The organism is Paracoccus sp. R86501 (assembly GCF_042466435.1).
GTDB lineage: Bacteria > Pseudomonadota > Alphaproteobacteria > Rhodobacterales > Rhodobacteraceae > Paracoccus.
In genome coordinates, this window is record NZ_JAXHPZ010000001.1 from 1436362 (window position 1) to 1451628 (window position 15267).

The 15267-nt window shown below is 62.4% G+C and carries 12 protein-coding genes and 1 pseudogene; 9 read left to right on the forward strand and 4 right to left on the reverse strand.

Annotated elements, in window-relative coordinates:
- The first annotated feature begins 1 nt into the window (after position 1).
- From metA to metH, 6 genes and pseudogenes are all read left to right on the forward strand, one after another.
- On the forward strand, positions 2 to 928 hold the full coding sequence (metA, locus tag SJY40_RS06980) for a homoserine O-succinyltransferase (RefSeq protein WP_378944266.1): 927 nt from the start codon (positions 2 to 4) through the stop codon (positions 926 to 928).
- Between the two features lie 2 nt (positions 929 to 930).
- A pseudogene (gene ppk2 / locus SJY40_RS06985) lies at positions 931 to 1810 on the forward strand (polyphosphate kinase 2).
- A gap of 63 nt (positions 1811 to 1873) precedes the next feature.
- Entirely contained in the window at positions 1874 to 2617 is a 744-nt protein-coding gene (locus SJY40_RS06990) for an SDR family oxidoreductase (RefSeq protein WP_378944268.1), read from the forward strand.
- 94 nt (positions 2618 to 2711) lie between these two features.
- The gene (locus tag SJY40_RS06995; protein ID WP_378944271.1) at positions 2712 to 3749 is read left to right on the forward strand and encodes an extracellular solute-binding protein; all 1038 of its coding nucleotides are present in this window, start codon (positions 2712 to 2714) and stop codon (positions 3747 to 3749) included.
- 134 nt (positions 3750 to 3883) lie between these two features.
- Entirely contained in the window at positions 3884 to 4927 is a 1044-nt protein-coding gene (locus SJY40_RS07000; RefSeq protein ID WP_378944273.1) for a homocysteine S-methyltransferase family protein, read from the forward strand.
- Positions 4920 to 7634 (forward strand): methionine synthase, encoded by a 2715-nt coding sequence (gene metH, locus SJY40_RS07005; RefSeq protein ID WP_378944276.1) that lies wholly within the window; start codon positions 4920 to 4922, stop codon positions 7632 to 7634. Before SJY40_RS07000 ends, metH begins: the two co-directional genes overlap by 8 nt.
- Before the next feature lie 39 nt (positions 7635 to 7673).
- Here the strand turns inward: metH and betA are convergent, their stop codons facing one another.
- The 3 genes from betA to betI are packed head-to-tail and all read right to left on the reverse strand — an operon-like array spanning position 7674 to position 11333.
- Positions 7674 to 9338: a choline dehydrogenase gene (gene betA, locus SJY40_RS07010; RefSeq protein WP_378944278.1), complete on the reverse strand. Its 1665-nt coding sequence runs from the start codon at positions 9336 to 9338 to the stop codon at positions 7674 to 7676.
- A complete protein-coding gene (gene betB / locus SJY40_RS07015; protein ID WP_378948305.1) occupies positions 9325 to 10764 on the reverse strand; it encodes a betaine-aldehyde dehydrogenase in 1440 nt (479 codons plus the stop codon). The genes betA and betB overlap by 14 nt, the downstream gene beginning before the upstream one ends.
- A gap of 2 nt (positions 10765 to 10766) precedes the next feature.
- Positions 10767 to 11333: a transcriptional regulator BetI gene (gene betI / locus SJY40_RS07020; RefSeq protein WP_378944281.1), complete on the reverse strand. Its 567-nt coding sequence runs from the start codon at positions 11331 to 11333 to the stop codon at positions 10767 to 10769.
- An 88-nt stretch (positions 11334 to 11421) separates the two neighbouring features.
- Here betI and choX point away from each other — a divergent pair, with 88 nt between their 5' ends.
- The 3 genes from choX (at position 11422) to choV (ending at position 14280) form a co-directional block, all read left to right on the forward strand.
- The gene (choX, locus tag SJY40_RS07025) at positions 11422 to 12363 is read left to right on the forward strand and encodes a choline ABC transporter substrate-binding protein (RefSeq protein WP_378944284.1); all 942 of its coding nucleotides are present in this window, start codon (positions 11422 to 11424) and stop codon (positions 12361 to 12363) included.
- Positions 12364 to 12424: 61 nt separating this feature from the next.
- On the forward strand, positions 12425 to 13273 hold the full coding sequence (gene choW / locus SJY40_RS07030; RefSeq protein WP_378944286.1) for a choline ABC transporter permease subunit: 849 nt from the start codon (positions 12425 to 12427) through the stop codon (positions 13271 to 13273).
- Positions 13270 to 14280, forward strand: a complete 1011-nt coding sequence (choV, locus tag SJY40_RS07035) for a choline ABC transporter ATP-binding protein (RefSeq protein WP_378944289.1) — start codon at positions 13270 to 13272, stop codon at positions 14278 to 14280. Before choW ends, choV begins: the two co-directional genes overlap by 4 nt.
- A 19-nt stretch (positions 14281 to 14299) precedes the next feature.
- On the opposite strand, the gene SJY40_RS07040 is transcribed toward choV, so the two are convergent.
- Positions 14300 to 15157, reverse strand: coding sequence for an ABC transporter permease (locus tag SJY40_RS07040; protein WP_378944292.1), 858 nt, complete (start codon positions 15155 to 15157; stop codon positions 14300 to 14302).
- Positions 15158 to 15267: the final 110 nt, after the last annotated feature.

Here is a 15267-nt window from a genome sequence, read left to right on the forward strand (position 1 = left end):
TATGCCCATCACCCTGAACGAGAACCTGCCCGCCTATCGCATCCTGTCCAAGGAAGGCGTGATGGTGATGTCTCCGGGGCGGGCGGCGACGCAGGATATCCGTCCCCTGCGGATCGGGCTGTTGAACCTGATGCCGAAAAAGATCCAGACCGAGAACCAGTTCGCCCGCGTCATCGGCGCGACCCCCCTGCAGATCGACTTCCAGCTGATCCGCATGTCCGACCACGAAAGCCGCAATACCGCCGCCGACCATATGGAAAGCTTCTATCGCCCCTTCCGCGAGGTCGAGGCCACGGGCGAGAAATTCGACGGCCTTGTCATCACCGGCGCCCCGATCGAGCATCTGCCCTTCGATCAGGTCACCTATTGGGATGAGCTGACCCGCGTCTTCGAATGGACCCGGACCCATGTGCATTCGACCTTCGGCGTCTGCTGGGGCGGCATGGCGATGGCATGGTATTTCCACGGGCTGCCCAAGCATATCCTGCCCGCCAAGGCCTTCGGCTGCTTCGCGCATCAGAACCTTGAACCCTCGTCGCATTACCTGCGCGGTTTCGCCGATGAGGTGCTGGTCCCCGTCAGCCGCTGGACCGAGGTGCGGCAGGAAGATGTTGACGCCCGCCCCGACCTGACGACCCTGCTGGCCAGCCCCGATGTCGGGCCCTGCCTGCTGTCGGATGCCAAGCGCCGGGGGCTCTATGTGTTCAACCATTTCGAATATGACAGCACGACGCTGAAGGATGAATTCGACCGCGACGTGCAGGCCGGAAAGCCGGTCACCGTCCCGGCCAATTACTTCCCGCAGGACGACCCCGCCCGCGCGCCGCTGAACCGCTGGCGCAGCCACGCGCATCTGCTCTACGGTAACTGGATCAACGAGATCTACCAGACGACCATGTACGACATGGCCCGTATCGGAGAGGGATGACCATGACCGCACCGAACCTGCCCTATGTCGGTCAGATCACCGACTATCTGGAAAACAAAGCGCCCAAATCGGTTCGCAAGCAGATCGCCGAGGCGGACAAGAACGACATCATGGACGCGGATTTCCCCTATCGCGACATGATGGAAAAGGATGATTACAACGACCGGATGGAAAAGCTGCAGTTGCAGCTGATCCGGATGATGTATGACACCATCGCCACCGGCAAGCGCATCGTCGTCTTGTTCGAGGGGCGCGATGCCGCAGGCAAGGGCGGCACCATCGAACGCGTGCGCGAGAATCTGAACCCGCGGTCTTCCTATGTCGTCGCCCTGCCCAAACCCTCCGAGCGTGAGGCGGGCCAATGGTATTTCCAGCGCTATGTTCGACCATCTGCCCGCCGCGGGCGAATTGGCGCTGTTCGATCGCAGCTGGTATAATCGCGGTGTCGTGGAACGCGTCTTCGGCTTTTCCACCGACCTGCAGCGCAACGCCTTCTTCCGCCAATTGCCCAGCTTCGAACAGATGCTGGTCGATGACGGCGTGATCCTGGTCAAGCTGTGGCTGAATGTCGGGCGCGCCGAACAGCTGCGCCGTTTTCTGGACCGCGAACAGGACCCGTTGAAGCAATGGAAGCTAAGCGGCATCGACGTTCAGGGGTTGGCGAAATGGGATGAATATTCCACCGCCATTCGCGACACGCTGAACCTGTCGCATTCCCCCATCGCGCCTTGGACGGTCATCCGGTCGGACGACAAGAAACGCGCACGGGTGGCCGCGATCCAGACGATCTTGCATGCGGTGGACTACGTGGGCAAGGATGTCGATGTGATCGGCGCGGTCGATCCGCGGATCGCGGGCGGACCGGACCTGCTGCGCGACTGATCCTCTTGGCCTTTGACGGGGGCCATGCCAGAACCTTTTCGAAGGATCATCTGGGAGGATATCATGGATCTGTCGAACAGCCGCGCCATCGTCACGGGCGGCGCATCCGGCCTTGGCGCCGCCACCGCCGCGCATTTCCGCAAGATGGGCGCAGAGGTCACCGTGCTGGATCTGGACCACGCGGGCCAGGCTGCGGCCACCGCGATGGGCGCGGGCTTCGCGCAGACCGATGTGACAGATGAGGCCAGCGTGGCCGCCGCGCTGGACCATGCGGTCGGTCTGATGGGCGGCATCGACATCTGCGTGAATTGCGCCGGTATCGCGACGGGTGAAAAGACACTTGGCCGCGATGGCCCGCACCGCCTTGCCAGCTTTCGCCGCACCATCGAGATCAACCTGATCGGCAGCTTCAACGTCCTGCGGATGGCTGCCGAACGGATGGCGCTGAACGACCGACCTGACAACGGGGTCATCGTGAACACCGCCTCGATCGCGGCTTTCGACGGGCAGAAGGGTCAGGCCGCCTATGCAGCCTCCAAGGCGGGCATCGCGGGCATGACGCTGCCCTTGGCGCGCGATCTGGCAGGTCAGCGCATTCGCGTCTGCGCCATCGCGCCGGGTATCTTCGGCACGCCCATGCTGAAGGGACTGCCCCAGGACGTGCAGGACAGCCTTGCTGCGGAAGTCACCTTCCCGAAACGTCTTGGCGACCCCGATGAATACGCCCGCATGGCCGCCTTCATCGTCGAAAGCGATTATCTGAACGGCGAGGTGATCCGGCTGGATGGCGCGCTGCGCATGCGTTGACCACCAAGCCCCCCGTCTTGCGCGAAACGCTTGCGCGGGCGGGGGGCGACGGCTAGCGTTCGTGCAGAACAGATGAACCGAAAGGCCAGTTTTCATGCGCTTGCTGACCACCACCATCCTGGCCGCGGCGGCCCTGCCCGCCTACGCCGCCGACAGCCAGTTCACCGTCTTTGACTGGGCCGGGTTCGAGGAACCCTCGATCTTCCAGGGCTATCTGGACAAGCACGGCGACAGCCCGACCTTCGCCTTCTTCGGCGACGACGATGAGGCATTCCAGAAGGTCGCATCCGGTTTTCGTGCCGATGTCGTTCACCCCTGCAGCCAGATGGTCAGCAAATATCGCGACGCTGGCCTGATCGAGCCTTGGGACACCGCCAAGATCCCGAAATTCGACAAGATCGACGAAAAATTTCTAGATTCCGAGGTGTTCCGCGACGATCAGGGCGTCTGGTTCATCCCGACCGATTGGGGCGCCACCGCCATCGCCTATAACAGCGACACCGTTCCGCCCGAAGATGTCGCATCGCTCGAGGTGTTCCTCGACCCGAAATATCAGGGCCGCACCTCGCTGCCCGACAGTTCGGACGATGTCTGGGCGCTGGCCTATCTGGCGACCGGCACGACCGACTGGACCGATGTAAGCGACGAACAGTTCGACGCCGCTGCCGAATGGCTGCGCAAGGCGCATCAGAACGTCGCCGCCTATTGGGCCGATCCGTCGGAACAGGCGCAGCTGATGGCATCGGGCGCGGTGGACGTGGCGTGGTCATGGAATGACGGCGTGGTCTATCTACAGGAAGATAATTATCCGGTGGGCTTCCAGCGCGAGGCGAAGGAAGGGTCGTCGACCTTCTTTTGCGGCTTCGTGAACGTCAAGGACGGGCCGGGCGACGAAGAACGCGCCTATGATTTCATCAACGCATGGCTGGAACCATCGGCCGGTCAGGCGCTGCTGGACACCATTGGCTATGGCCATACCTCGACCGAGGCGATGGAGACGATCAAGGACGAACCCGCCGTCGCCGAGGGTCTGGCCGAGATTGACGTGCCGGTGCTGGCACAGACCCCCAACGATCCGCAGCAACGCCAGAAACAGCTGGCCGAGTTCGAAAAGATCAAGGCCGGCTTCTAAGCGGCCCCGACCGGCAGCAGGTCACCTTGTTGCCGGTCGAACTTGAACTGATTTCATTATCTTATCGAAAACTATGAATTTGCCGCCATGCCGCCAGGGGTCTATAGAACAGACTTCTGATGAAAGGCGCGATCATGTCCGGCAAGCTTCCCCAATCCGATGCCTTCGCGGTTCTGAACAAGGCCGCCTCCGAACGCATTCTGATCATGGATGGCGCGATGGGCACGCAGATCCAGTCCCTTGGCCTGGCCGAGGATGACTATACCGGCCACGGATCGGGCCATGCCTGCCGCCACCATTCCGATCATCCCCAGCAGGGCAACAACGACCTGCTGATCCTGACCCAGCCCGAGGCGGTCGAGGAGATCCATTTCAACTATGCCATGGCAGGCGCGGATATCGTTGAAACCAATACGTTTTCCGCGACGACCATCGCGCAGGCCGACTATGGCCTGCAGGAGGCCGTCCACGACCTGAACGTCGAGGGCGCCCGCGTTGTCCGCCGCGCGCTGGATCGTGCGACCGCCATCGACGGCAAGGCGCGCTTTGTCGCGGGCGCGATCGGGCCGACCAACCGCACGGCCTCGATCAGCCCCGATGTGAACGACCCCGGCTATCGCGCCGTGACCTTTGATGATCTGCGCGTCGCCTATCTGCAGCAGGCCAAGGGCCTGATCGCAGGCGGCTCGGACATTCTGCTGATCGAGACGATCTTCGACACCCTGAACGCCAAAGCTGCCATCTTTGCCTGCATTCAGGCAATGGAGGAACATGGCCGCGCCCTGCCGATGATGATCTCCGGCACGATCACCGATGCCTCGGGGCGCACGCTGTCGGGGCAGACGCCGACGGCCTTCTGGCACTCGGTCCGGCACGCGCGACCTTGGACCGTGGGGCTGAACTGCGCGCTTGGCGCCAACGCCATGCGCCCGCATCTGGCCGAACTGTCCGGCGTGGCCGACACGCTGATCTGCGCCTATCCCAATGCCGGTCTGCCGAACGCCTTTGGTCAATATGACGAAGACCCCGACGACATGGCCCCCCAGATCGCCGATTTCGCCCGCGAAGGGCTGGTCAACGTCGTCGGCGGCTGCTGTGGCACGACCCCCGACCATATCCGCGCCATCGCCGAAACCGTTGCCGGTTTCGCCCCCAGAAAGGTGCCCGCCTATGTCTGATCGCATGCTTCGCCTGTCCGGTCTGGAACCGTTTGTCCTGACCCCCGACATCCCCTTCGTGAACGTGGGCGAGCGCACGAACGTCACCGGCAGCGCGCGTTTCCGCAAGCTGGTCAAGAACCGCGACTATGCAACCGCGCTGGAGGTTGCCCGCGATCAGGTCGAGAACGGCGCGCAGATCATCGACATCAACATGGACGAAGGCTTGATCGATTCAAAAGCCGCCATGGTCGAATATCTGAACCTGCTGGCCGCCGAACCCGACATCGCCCGCGTGCCGGTCATGATCGACAGCTCCAAATGGGAGGTGATCGAGGCGGGCCTGCAATGCGTTCAGGGCAAGCCGGTCGTGAACTCGATCAGCATGAAAGAGGGCGAAGATCAGTTCCGCCATCAGGCGCGGTTGTGCCTAGCCTATGGCGCAGCAGTTGTCGTGATGGCCTTCGACGAACAGGGTCAGGCCGATACGGCGGCGCGCAAGATCCAGATCTGCGAACGTGCATACCGCATTCTGGTCGATGAGGTCGGCTTCCCGCCCGAGGACATCATCTTCGACCCGAACGTCTTTGCCGTGGCCACGGGCATCGAGGAACACAACAACTACGGCGTCGATTTCATCGAAGCCACCCGCTGGATCCGCCAGAACCTGCCGCACGCGCATGTGTCGGGCGGCGTGTCCAACCTGTCCTTCAGCTTCCGCGGCAACGAACCCGTGCGCGAGGCGATGCACGCCGTCTTCCTGTACCACGCCATCCAGGCGGGGATGGATATGGGCATCGTCAATGCGGGTCAGCTGGCGGTCTATGACCAGATCGACACCGACTTGCGCGAAGCCTGCGAAGACGTCGTCCTGAACCGCCGCGACGACGCGACCGACCGCCTGCTGGAGGTGGCCGAACGTTACCGCGGCGAGGCAGGCGCCAAGGCCCGCGAAAAAGACCTGACCTGGCGCGAATGGTCCATCGAAAAGCGTCTGGAACACGCGCTGGTCAATGGCATCACCGAATATGTCGATGCCGACACCGAGGAAGCCCGCCTTCAGGCCGAACGCCCGCTGCATGTCATCGAAGGTCCGCTGATGGCGGGTATGAACGTCGTCGGCGACCTGTTCGGCGCGGGCAAGATGTTCCTGCCGCAGGTGGTCAAATCGGCCCGCGTGATGAAACAGGCCGTCGCCGTCCTTCTGCCCTATATGGAGGAGGAAAAGCGCCTGAACGGCGGGACCGAACGTCAGACCGCCGGCAAGATCCTGATGGCGACCGTCAAGGGCGACGTCCATGATATCGGCAAGAACATCGTCGGCGTCGTTCTCGCCTGCAACAATTACGAGGTGATCGACCTTGGCGTGATGGTCCCCGCCCAGAAAATTCTGGAAGTGGCCAAGGCCGAGAATGTCGATGTCATCGGGCTGTCGGGTCTGATCACCCCGTCGCTGGACGAAATGGTCCATGTCGCCAGTGAAATGCAGCGCGAGGGTTTCAATATCCCGCTGCTGATCGGCGGGGCAACGACCTCGAAGATCCATACGGCGGTCAAGGTCGCGCCGCGCTATGTCGCGGGACAGGCGGTCTATGTCACCGATGCCAGCCGCGCGGTTGGCGTGGTGTCCGAGCTTCTCAGCCCTGAACGGCAGGGCGCCTATGTCGATGCGATCCGGGACGAATATACTCAGGTGGCCGAAAAGCACGAACGCGCCGAGGCCGCGAAAAGCCGCCTGCCCCTCGCCACTGCCCGCGCCAATGCGCTGCAGATCGATTGGTCGGCCTATACCCCCGTCGCGCCGCAATTCACCGGCACGCGCATCATCGATGACTGGGATCTGGCCGAAATCGCCCGCTATATCGACTGGACCCCCTTCTTCCAGACGTGGGAGCTGAAGGGCGTCTATCCCCGCATTCTGGACGACGAAAAGCAGGGCGAGGCGGCGCGCACCTTGTTGGCCGAAGCGCAGGAGATGCTGGCGAAGATCATCGACGGCAAATGGTTCAAGCCGCGCGCCGTCGTGGGCTTCTGGCCTGCCAATGCGGTGGACGACGACATCCGCCTGTTTACCGGTGCGGATCGGGAACAGGAACTGGCCACGCTGCACATGCTGCGCCAGCAGGTGACCAAGCGCAACGGTCGCCCGAATGTCTCGCTGTCGGATTTCGTCGCGCCCACGGGGGCGGATCACGTCGGCGGTTTCGTCGTCACCGCGGGCCCCGAGGAAGCGGCCATTGCTGCCGACTATGAGAAGGCGGGTGACGATTATTCCTCGATCATGGTCAAGGCCCTGGCCGACCGCATTGCCGAGGCCATGGCTGAAATGCTGCATGAACGCGTCCGAAAGGAGTATTGGGGCTATGGCACGGATGAGACCTATGAGCCCGAGGAGCTAATCGCGGAGCCATACGCGGGCATCCGCCCGGCGCCGGGCTATCCTGCACAGCCCGATCACACCGAAAAACTGACCCTGTTCCGCCTGCTGGACGCCGAGGCCGCGACCGGTGTGACGCTGACGGAAAGCATGGCGATGTGGCCGGGATCATCGGTCTCGGGGCTCTATATCGGGCATCCCGACAGCTATTATTTCGGTGTTGCCAAGATCGAAGAGGATCAGGCCCGCGATTACGCCGCCCGCAAAGGCATGTCGTTGGAGGAGGTCGAGCGTTGGCTGGCCCCCGTCCTGAACTATACCAAGCGCCAGAAGGCAGCCGACGCGGCATGAAAAAACCCGCGTCCCTTTCGGGGCGCGGGCTTTCCTGGATCAGGCGCCAAGCTGGTCCAGATCGGCGCGCATCATCGTCCGACCCAATATATGATCGGCGGCCTTTTCGCCGGTCATGATCGACGGACCGTTCAGGTTTCCGTTGGTGATCCGCGGGAAGATCGAGCTGTTGACGACGCGCAGCCCTTCGACCCCGATCACGCGCAGTTCGGGATCGACCACGGCCATGTCGTCATCTGCCGCACCCATCCGGCAGGAACCGCAGGGGTGATAGGCCAATTCCGCATGTTCGCGGATGAAGTCGTCGATCTGCTGATCGGTCTGGACATCATCACCGGGCTGGATCTCATCGCCCCGAAATTCCGCGAAGGCAGGCTGGTCGAAGATCTTGCGCGTGTGGCGGACACAGGCGCGGAACTCCTCCCAATCGCTGTCTTGCGACATGTAGTTGAAGTGGATCTTGGGTGCCGCATTGGGATCGCCGCTGGCCAGCCGGATGGTGCCGCGTGACGCCGAACGCATCGGCCCGACATGTGCCTGGAAGCCGTGGCCCGATGCCGCCGCCTTGCCGTCATAACGCACGGCCAGGGGCAGGAAGTGGTACTGGATGTCGGGATAAGCCTTGGTGTCATCCGATTTGATGAAACCGCAGCTTTCGAACTGGTTCGACGCGCCCAGACCGGTCTTCTGCAACAGCCATTCCACACCCACGCGGCTTTTGCCCAGAAGGTTGTAATAGCTGTAGAGGGTGATCGGCTTCAGCGATTTATACTGCATATAGACCTCGAGGTGGTCCTGCAGGTTTTCCCCAACACCCGGACGATCGACCAGCGGCGTGATACCGTGTTCGCGCAGGTGATCCGCCGGGCCGATGCCCGACACCATCAGCAGCTTCGGCGAATTGATCGAGCTGGCCGAGATGATGACCTCACGCTTGGCCTCGACCTGCGTGATCTGGCCTTTCTGTTCCAACTCAACACCATAGGCACGCTTTCCTTCGAAAAGAACACGCCGTGCCAAGCCGCGAACGACGGTCAGCAGGCCGGTTTTCTTGGCGGGGCGCAGATAGGCATTGGCGGTGGACCAGCGGCGGCCCTTCCAGATGGTCGCCTCCATCGGGCCGAAGCCCTCTTGCTGTTCGCCGTTGTAGTCATCGGTGCGCGGCCAGCCAGCCTGTTCGCCGGCCTTGATGAAGGTGTTGAACAGTGGGTTCTTGCGCTTGCCGCGTGACACATGCATCGGGCCGCTGTCGCCGCGCCAGGGCGAGGTCTGGTCGCCCGAGGGATCGCCGTGCCAGGTTTCCATCCGCTTGAAATAGGGCAGCACGTCGGCATAGTTCCAGCCGGTCGCGCCGCTGTCTTCCCAATGTTGGTAATCCAGAGGGTTGCCCCGCACGAAGACCATCCCGTTGATCGAGGACGACCCGCCCAGCACTTTGCCACGCGGTGTGGCAAGGCTGCGACCGCCCAGATGCTCTTCGGGTTCGGACGAAAAGCCCCAGTCGTAACGCGCCATGTTCATCGGATAGGACAGCGCGCCCGGCATCTGGATGAAGGGCCCGATGTCGCTGCCGCCGAATTCGATCAGGGTGACACTGCGCCCTGCCTCGGTCAGGCGATAGGCCAGCGCGCAACCAGCGCTGCCGGCCCCGATGATGACGTAATCTGCGGGCGCTGCCGCATTCGTGTTCTCAGTACGGGGCATCGACGCCTCCCATTCCGACATAGACCGATTTCAGCTGCGAATAATGCTCGATCGCAGCGGCGGAGTTTTCACGACCCAGACCCGAGTTCTTGACGCCGCCGAAGGGCATCTCGACCGGGGTCAAGTTGTAGGTGTTGATCCAGCAGGTGCCCGCCTCGAGGCCTGCGACGACGCGATGGGCGCGGGTCAGGTCCTGCGTGAAGACGCCCGCAGCCAGCCCGAAGCCGGTGCCATTGGCGCGGCGCACGGCCTCTTCCTCGTCGAAGAAGGACAGGGTCGTCATCACCGGGCCGAAGATCTCGTCGGTGGCGATGGTCATGTCGTCGGTCGCATCGGCAAAGACGGTGGGCGGGATGAACGCACCCTCGCCCGGACCGCCGCAGACCAGACGCGCACCGGCGGCCTGACCCGAGGCGATGGCTTCACGGATTTTCGCGGCCTGCGTAGGGTTGATGATCGGGCCGTGGTTGGTGTCGGGGTCCATCGGGTCGCCCATCTTGATCGCCTTCACGCGTTCGGCCAAGCGCTCTAGGAACGGGGTCTTGATGCCTTCCTGCAGGAAGACGCGCGTGCCGTTCGAACAGATCTGACCCGAGCTGTAGAAGTTCGCCAGGATCGCCGCGCTGACGGCATCTTCAAGGTTCGCATCATCGAAAACGATCAGGGGTGATTTGCCACCCAACTCCATCGTGACGTGGCGCATGCCTTCGGCTGCGGCGGCATAGACCTTGCGGCCGGTCGGCACCGAACCCGTCAGCGAGACCTTTTCGACGTTGGGGTCGGTGACCAATGCGGCACCGACTTCGCCACGGCCCTGCACGACGTTGAAAACGCCTGCGGGCATACCAGCCTCGATGAAGATTTCCGCCAGTTTCAAGGCACCTAGCGGCGTTTCCTCGGAAGGTTTGAAGACCATGGTGTTCCCCATGACCAGTGCCGGCGCGGCCTTCCAGCAGGCGATCTGGCTAGGATAGTTCCATGCGCCGATGCCTGCGCAGACGCCAAGCGCCTCGCGGCGGGTATAGGCCCAATCGGCGCCAAGCGGGATGTACTGGCCGGTCAACGTCGCAGCCAGACCCGCGAAATATTCCAGCGCAGCAGCGCCCGAGGGCCAATCCGCGACCTCGGTTTCTTGGATCGGCTTGCCGGTGTCCAGCGTCTCGATCCGGGCCAGTTCGTCGTTGCGTTCCATGATGATGGCGGCGGCACGACCCAGAATGCGGCCACGCTCGACCGGGGCCATGGCGGCCCATGCGGGCTGCGCTTCCTTGGCGACGCGGCAGGCTTCGGCCACCTGATCGGTCGATGCTTCATGCAGCGTCGCGATGGTTTCGCCGGTATAGGCATAATGGACGGGCAATTCCTTACCCTGTCCCTCGACATGTTTGCCGTTGATGAACAGGCTGGCGGTCGGTTGGGCGTTCAGGCTCATGCTAGCGCCTCCTCAAGATAAGACATGATGGTGTTTTCGGCATCGGTCGCATCGGTCGGCCCCGGTGTCAGGACCGCCCGCAGATAGACGCCGTCGATCAGCGCACCAAGGGTATCGGCGGTGCGTTCGGGATGGTCGGTCAGGCCCCGCAGCGCCACGATCAGGTTTGACCGAAGCCGCTGGTGGTAGACCCGCAACAAGCGACCCGCATCCTTGTTGACGAAGGAAAGTGCGTAAAAGTTAAGCCATGCACTGACCGTTTCGCGCTGGAAGTTCTGGGGCGCGAAGCTGGCCTTGACGATGCCGTCCAGACGACCGCGCGCCCCGCGACCCGGCAGGACATCGCGCACGGATTGCCCGTAAGTCCTTAGGATATAACGCATTGCAGCCAAGAATATCTTTTCCTTGGACCCGAAGTAGTGATGGGCAAGGGCGGGCGACATGCCGGCACGGCGGGCGATTTGCGCCACCGTCACATCCAGCGATCCGGCCATTCCCACCTCGAAAATGGCAGCGTTGATCAACGCTGCTTTTCGGATAGGCTCGGCTCCAAGTTTTGGCATGACTGCACCTGCGTTCGGAAGAAATTTGTTGCTTTACGTGCCCTATGTAACGTTAATTGACTAACCAATCAAGAACAGGGAGCCTAAAATGACCCTCACCCGTATCATCGCGACTGTTGCCCTCGGGGCCTCGATCGCCGGAACGGCCGCTGCAGCGGAACCCGAAGCCTGCGGCGAGATCGTCTTTTCGGACGTCGGCTGGTCGGACATCACGGCGACGACGGCGCTGACTAGCACGGTCCTGCAGGCGCTTGGCTATGAGACCGAAACCCGCATCCTGTCGGTGCCGGTGACCTATACCGCCATGGCGACGGATGATGTCAACGTCTTTCTCGGCAACTGGATGCCCACGATGGAGGCCGATATCGCCCCCTATCGCGACGAAGGCACCGTCAACACCGTGCGCACCAACCTGACCGGCGCCAAATACACCTTGGCTACCAATAAGGCGGGCGCCGATCTGGGCATCAATGATTTCAGCAAGATCGTCGAACATAAGGATGCCCTGGACGGCAAGATCTATGGCATCGAACCCGGCAATGACGGCAATCGCCTTCTGCTGGAAATGGTCGCGGGTGACCAGTTCGGCATGGGCACCTTTGAGATCGTCGAATCCAGCGAACAGGGCATGCTGGCGCAGGTCCAACGGGCCAGCAACAGCGGCGATCCGGTCGTCTTTCTTGGCTGGGAACCCCACCCGATGAACGCCCAGTTCGAGATGACCTATCTGACCGGCGGCGACGACATCTTCGGCCCTGATCTTGGCGGTGCCGAAGTGCGCACCAACACCCGCGCCGGCTATGTCGAGGAATGCCCGAATGTGGGCAAGCTGCTGCAGAACCTGGAATTCACCCTGGCCATGGAAAACGAGGTCATGGCCAAGATCCTGAACGACGGTCAGGACCCGATGGACGCGGCCAAGGAATGGCTGCAGGCCAATCCGGATGCTGCGACGCCGTGGCTGGCCGATGTCACCACGCTGGACGGCAACGACCCGCAGGCCGCGCTGAGCGCCGCGCTGGAAGGCTGACGACGGGGCGCGGATCTGTCATGGGTCCGCGCCACAACCACCGACATCCAAGGGGACCAGAATGGAACAGCTGACCGATTGGGTCACGGACAACAAGATCCCGGTGGGAAAGACCGCCAAGACGATATTCGACTGGCTGAATGCCAATGCCTCGGGGGTATTCAATACGATTTCGGACGTGATGGATTGGCTGATCGATGCCATCCTGACCGCGCTGGAAGCCCCGCACCCCTTCCTGTTCATCGCCATCGTGGTCGCGCTGACCTGGGGCTTGCAGCGCCGGGTATCGACCTGCGTGCTGGTCGCGGCGGGTCTGCTGTTCATCCTGAACCAGGGCTATTGGGAAGAAACCCTGCAGTCGCTGACGCTGGTGCTCTCGGCCTGCATCGTCTGCATGGCAATCGGCGTACCCATCGGCATCGCCGCCGCGCATCGGCCGCGGCTCTACGCGTGGATGCGCCCGGTTCTGGACCTGATGCAGACGCTGCCGACATTCGTCTACCTGATCCCGGCCATCGTCTTCTTCGGCATTGGCATGGTGCCCGGCCTGCTGGCCACGGTGATCTTCGTGCTGCCCGCGCCGATCCGCCTGACGCAGCTGGGTATCGCATCCACACCCACCGCCCTGACCGAGGCCGCGACTGCCTTTGGTGCCACCCCGCGTCAATTGTTGTGGAAGGTCGAGCTGCCAAGCGCCCTGCCCCAGATCATGGCCGGTCTGAACCAGACCATCATGCTGTCGCTGTCGATGGTCGTCATTGCCGCGCTGGTCGGCGCATCCGGTCTGGGCGTGCCTGTCGTGCGGGCGCTGAACAGCGTGAACACCTCGCTCGGGTTCGAATCGGGCATCGTGATCGTGGTCGTCGCCATCCTTCTGGACCGCATCCTGCGCATGGAGGGCGGCAAATGACCCGCAACGCCGTCGAGTTCGAAAAGGTCTGCATCGTCTTCGGCGATGCACCCGAAACCGCCCTGCCCCTGATGGACGAAGGTCTGGAGCGCGGCCCTATCAAGGATGAAACCGGCCAGGTGCTGGGCGTCCACGACTGCACGCTGGATGTGGCCGAGGGCGAGATCCTTGTCCTGATGGGGCTGTCGGGATCGGGAAAATCCACGCTGCTGCGGGGCGTGAATGCCCTGAACGACGTCTGCCGCGGCGATGTCCGCATCCGCCAGGGCGACCGGATGGTCAGCGTCACCGGCGCAGGCAAACGGGCGCTGCGCGACATCCGCCTTCGCAATGTGGCGATGGTCTTTCAGCAGTTTGGCTTGCTGCCGTGGCGCAGCGTGCGTGAAAACGTCGGCCTCGGGTTGGAGCTTGCGGGTATTTCAGCCGCCGAACGTCATCGCCGGGTGGACGACCAGCTCAGGACCGTGGGTCTGGACGAATGGGCCGAACGCAAGGTCGGCGATCTGTCGGGCGGCATGCAGCAGCGCGTCGGCCTTGCCCGTGCCTTCGCGACCGAAGCGCCGATCCTGCTGATGGACGAACCCTTCAGTGCGCTGGACCCGCTGATCCGCGCACGTTTGCAGGATGAGCTGCTGGAACTGCAGGCCAAGACCAAGCGCACCATCATTTTCGTCAGCCATGATCTGGACGAGGCCTTCAAGCTGGGCAACCGCATCGCATTGATGGAAGGGGGCCGTATCGTCCAGATCGGCACCGCGCGCCAGATCATTGCCAATCCGGTCAATGATTACGTCGCCGATTTCGTCGCCCATATGAACCCCTTGGGCGTCCTGACCGCCGAGGATGTGGTCGAGGATGGCGATGCCGAGGGCGAACCCGTGCCTCGCGATATGCCGGTCAAGATGGTCATGGACCGTCTTGCCGAAGATGCTGCGGTTCCTGTGGCTGGCGGCGGGCGCATCACCCGCAAAGCCGTTCTGGCGCGCTTGATCGACCCGCGCGGATAAACCCAAGGCTGCTGGCCCCTCAGCTGTTCTGCAGGTCCCGGTGGTACCGGATCAGCAGCATCAGCCCGAAAGCCAGCAGCCCGAGGCTGAGACCGAAGACATAAAGATGACTGACGTATTCCCCGACATAACTGGGATAGAACGACCGTCGCATCTGACCGACGACATGCACCAGCGGGTTCCACCACAACCAGTCCTGATAGGGCTGCGGGATGGTGTCAAAGACGAAGAAGATGCAGGACAGCAGGAACAATGGCCGCATCAGAATACCCCAAAGGGGCTGCCACCAACTGAAGGCCTCGATCAAGAAGCAGTTCATTGCGCCGACCGCAGAAGCCAACGTGATCGCCATCACCATTCCCAGTGCGATACCCAAGACCTGAGGGTCCGTTCGGGTATCAAGGATGGTGTAGATACCGGCAAAGACGATGGTCAACACCATGATATGGGTGATCGTGTTGAAGGCCATGCGTGCCAGCAAGGCATCCATGAAGGTCACCGCCGGATAGGCCAACAGGGACTTGGAATACCGCACCGATCCCGCCACCTTGCCTGAAACGTCCAGATAGCACATGAAGGGCACGACCCCCGTCGCGTAGAAGATCGCGAAATTCGTGCCGATCGGTGGTGTTCTGAACCCAACCGAAAAGATCAGCGTCAACAGGATGATACCGCCCACCGGTTCGGCAATCGCCCAGAAATAGCCGCCGGATGCACGCCCGTGGCTCGTCTGCATCTCACGCAGGACCAGCGCGCCAATGGCGCGCAGGCTGGCGAAGCTGCGGTGTTGACGAACCTCGCGCAAGGTGCGGTTGGTTTTGACCTCGGCGCGCTGAGGCAGGGGGGCGGGACTGTTATCTTGGAACGTGTCTTGCATGGATCCGCGCCCGGGGCGCCTTTCGCTGATCACCGCCCCCGTCTTGGGGATCAGTGCTGGAACTGTCCTCAAGGCTTATGTATGAGAGCCGGGAAGAGTTCAACATGACA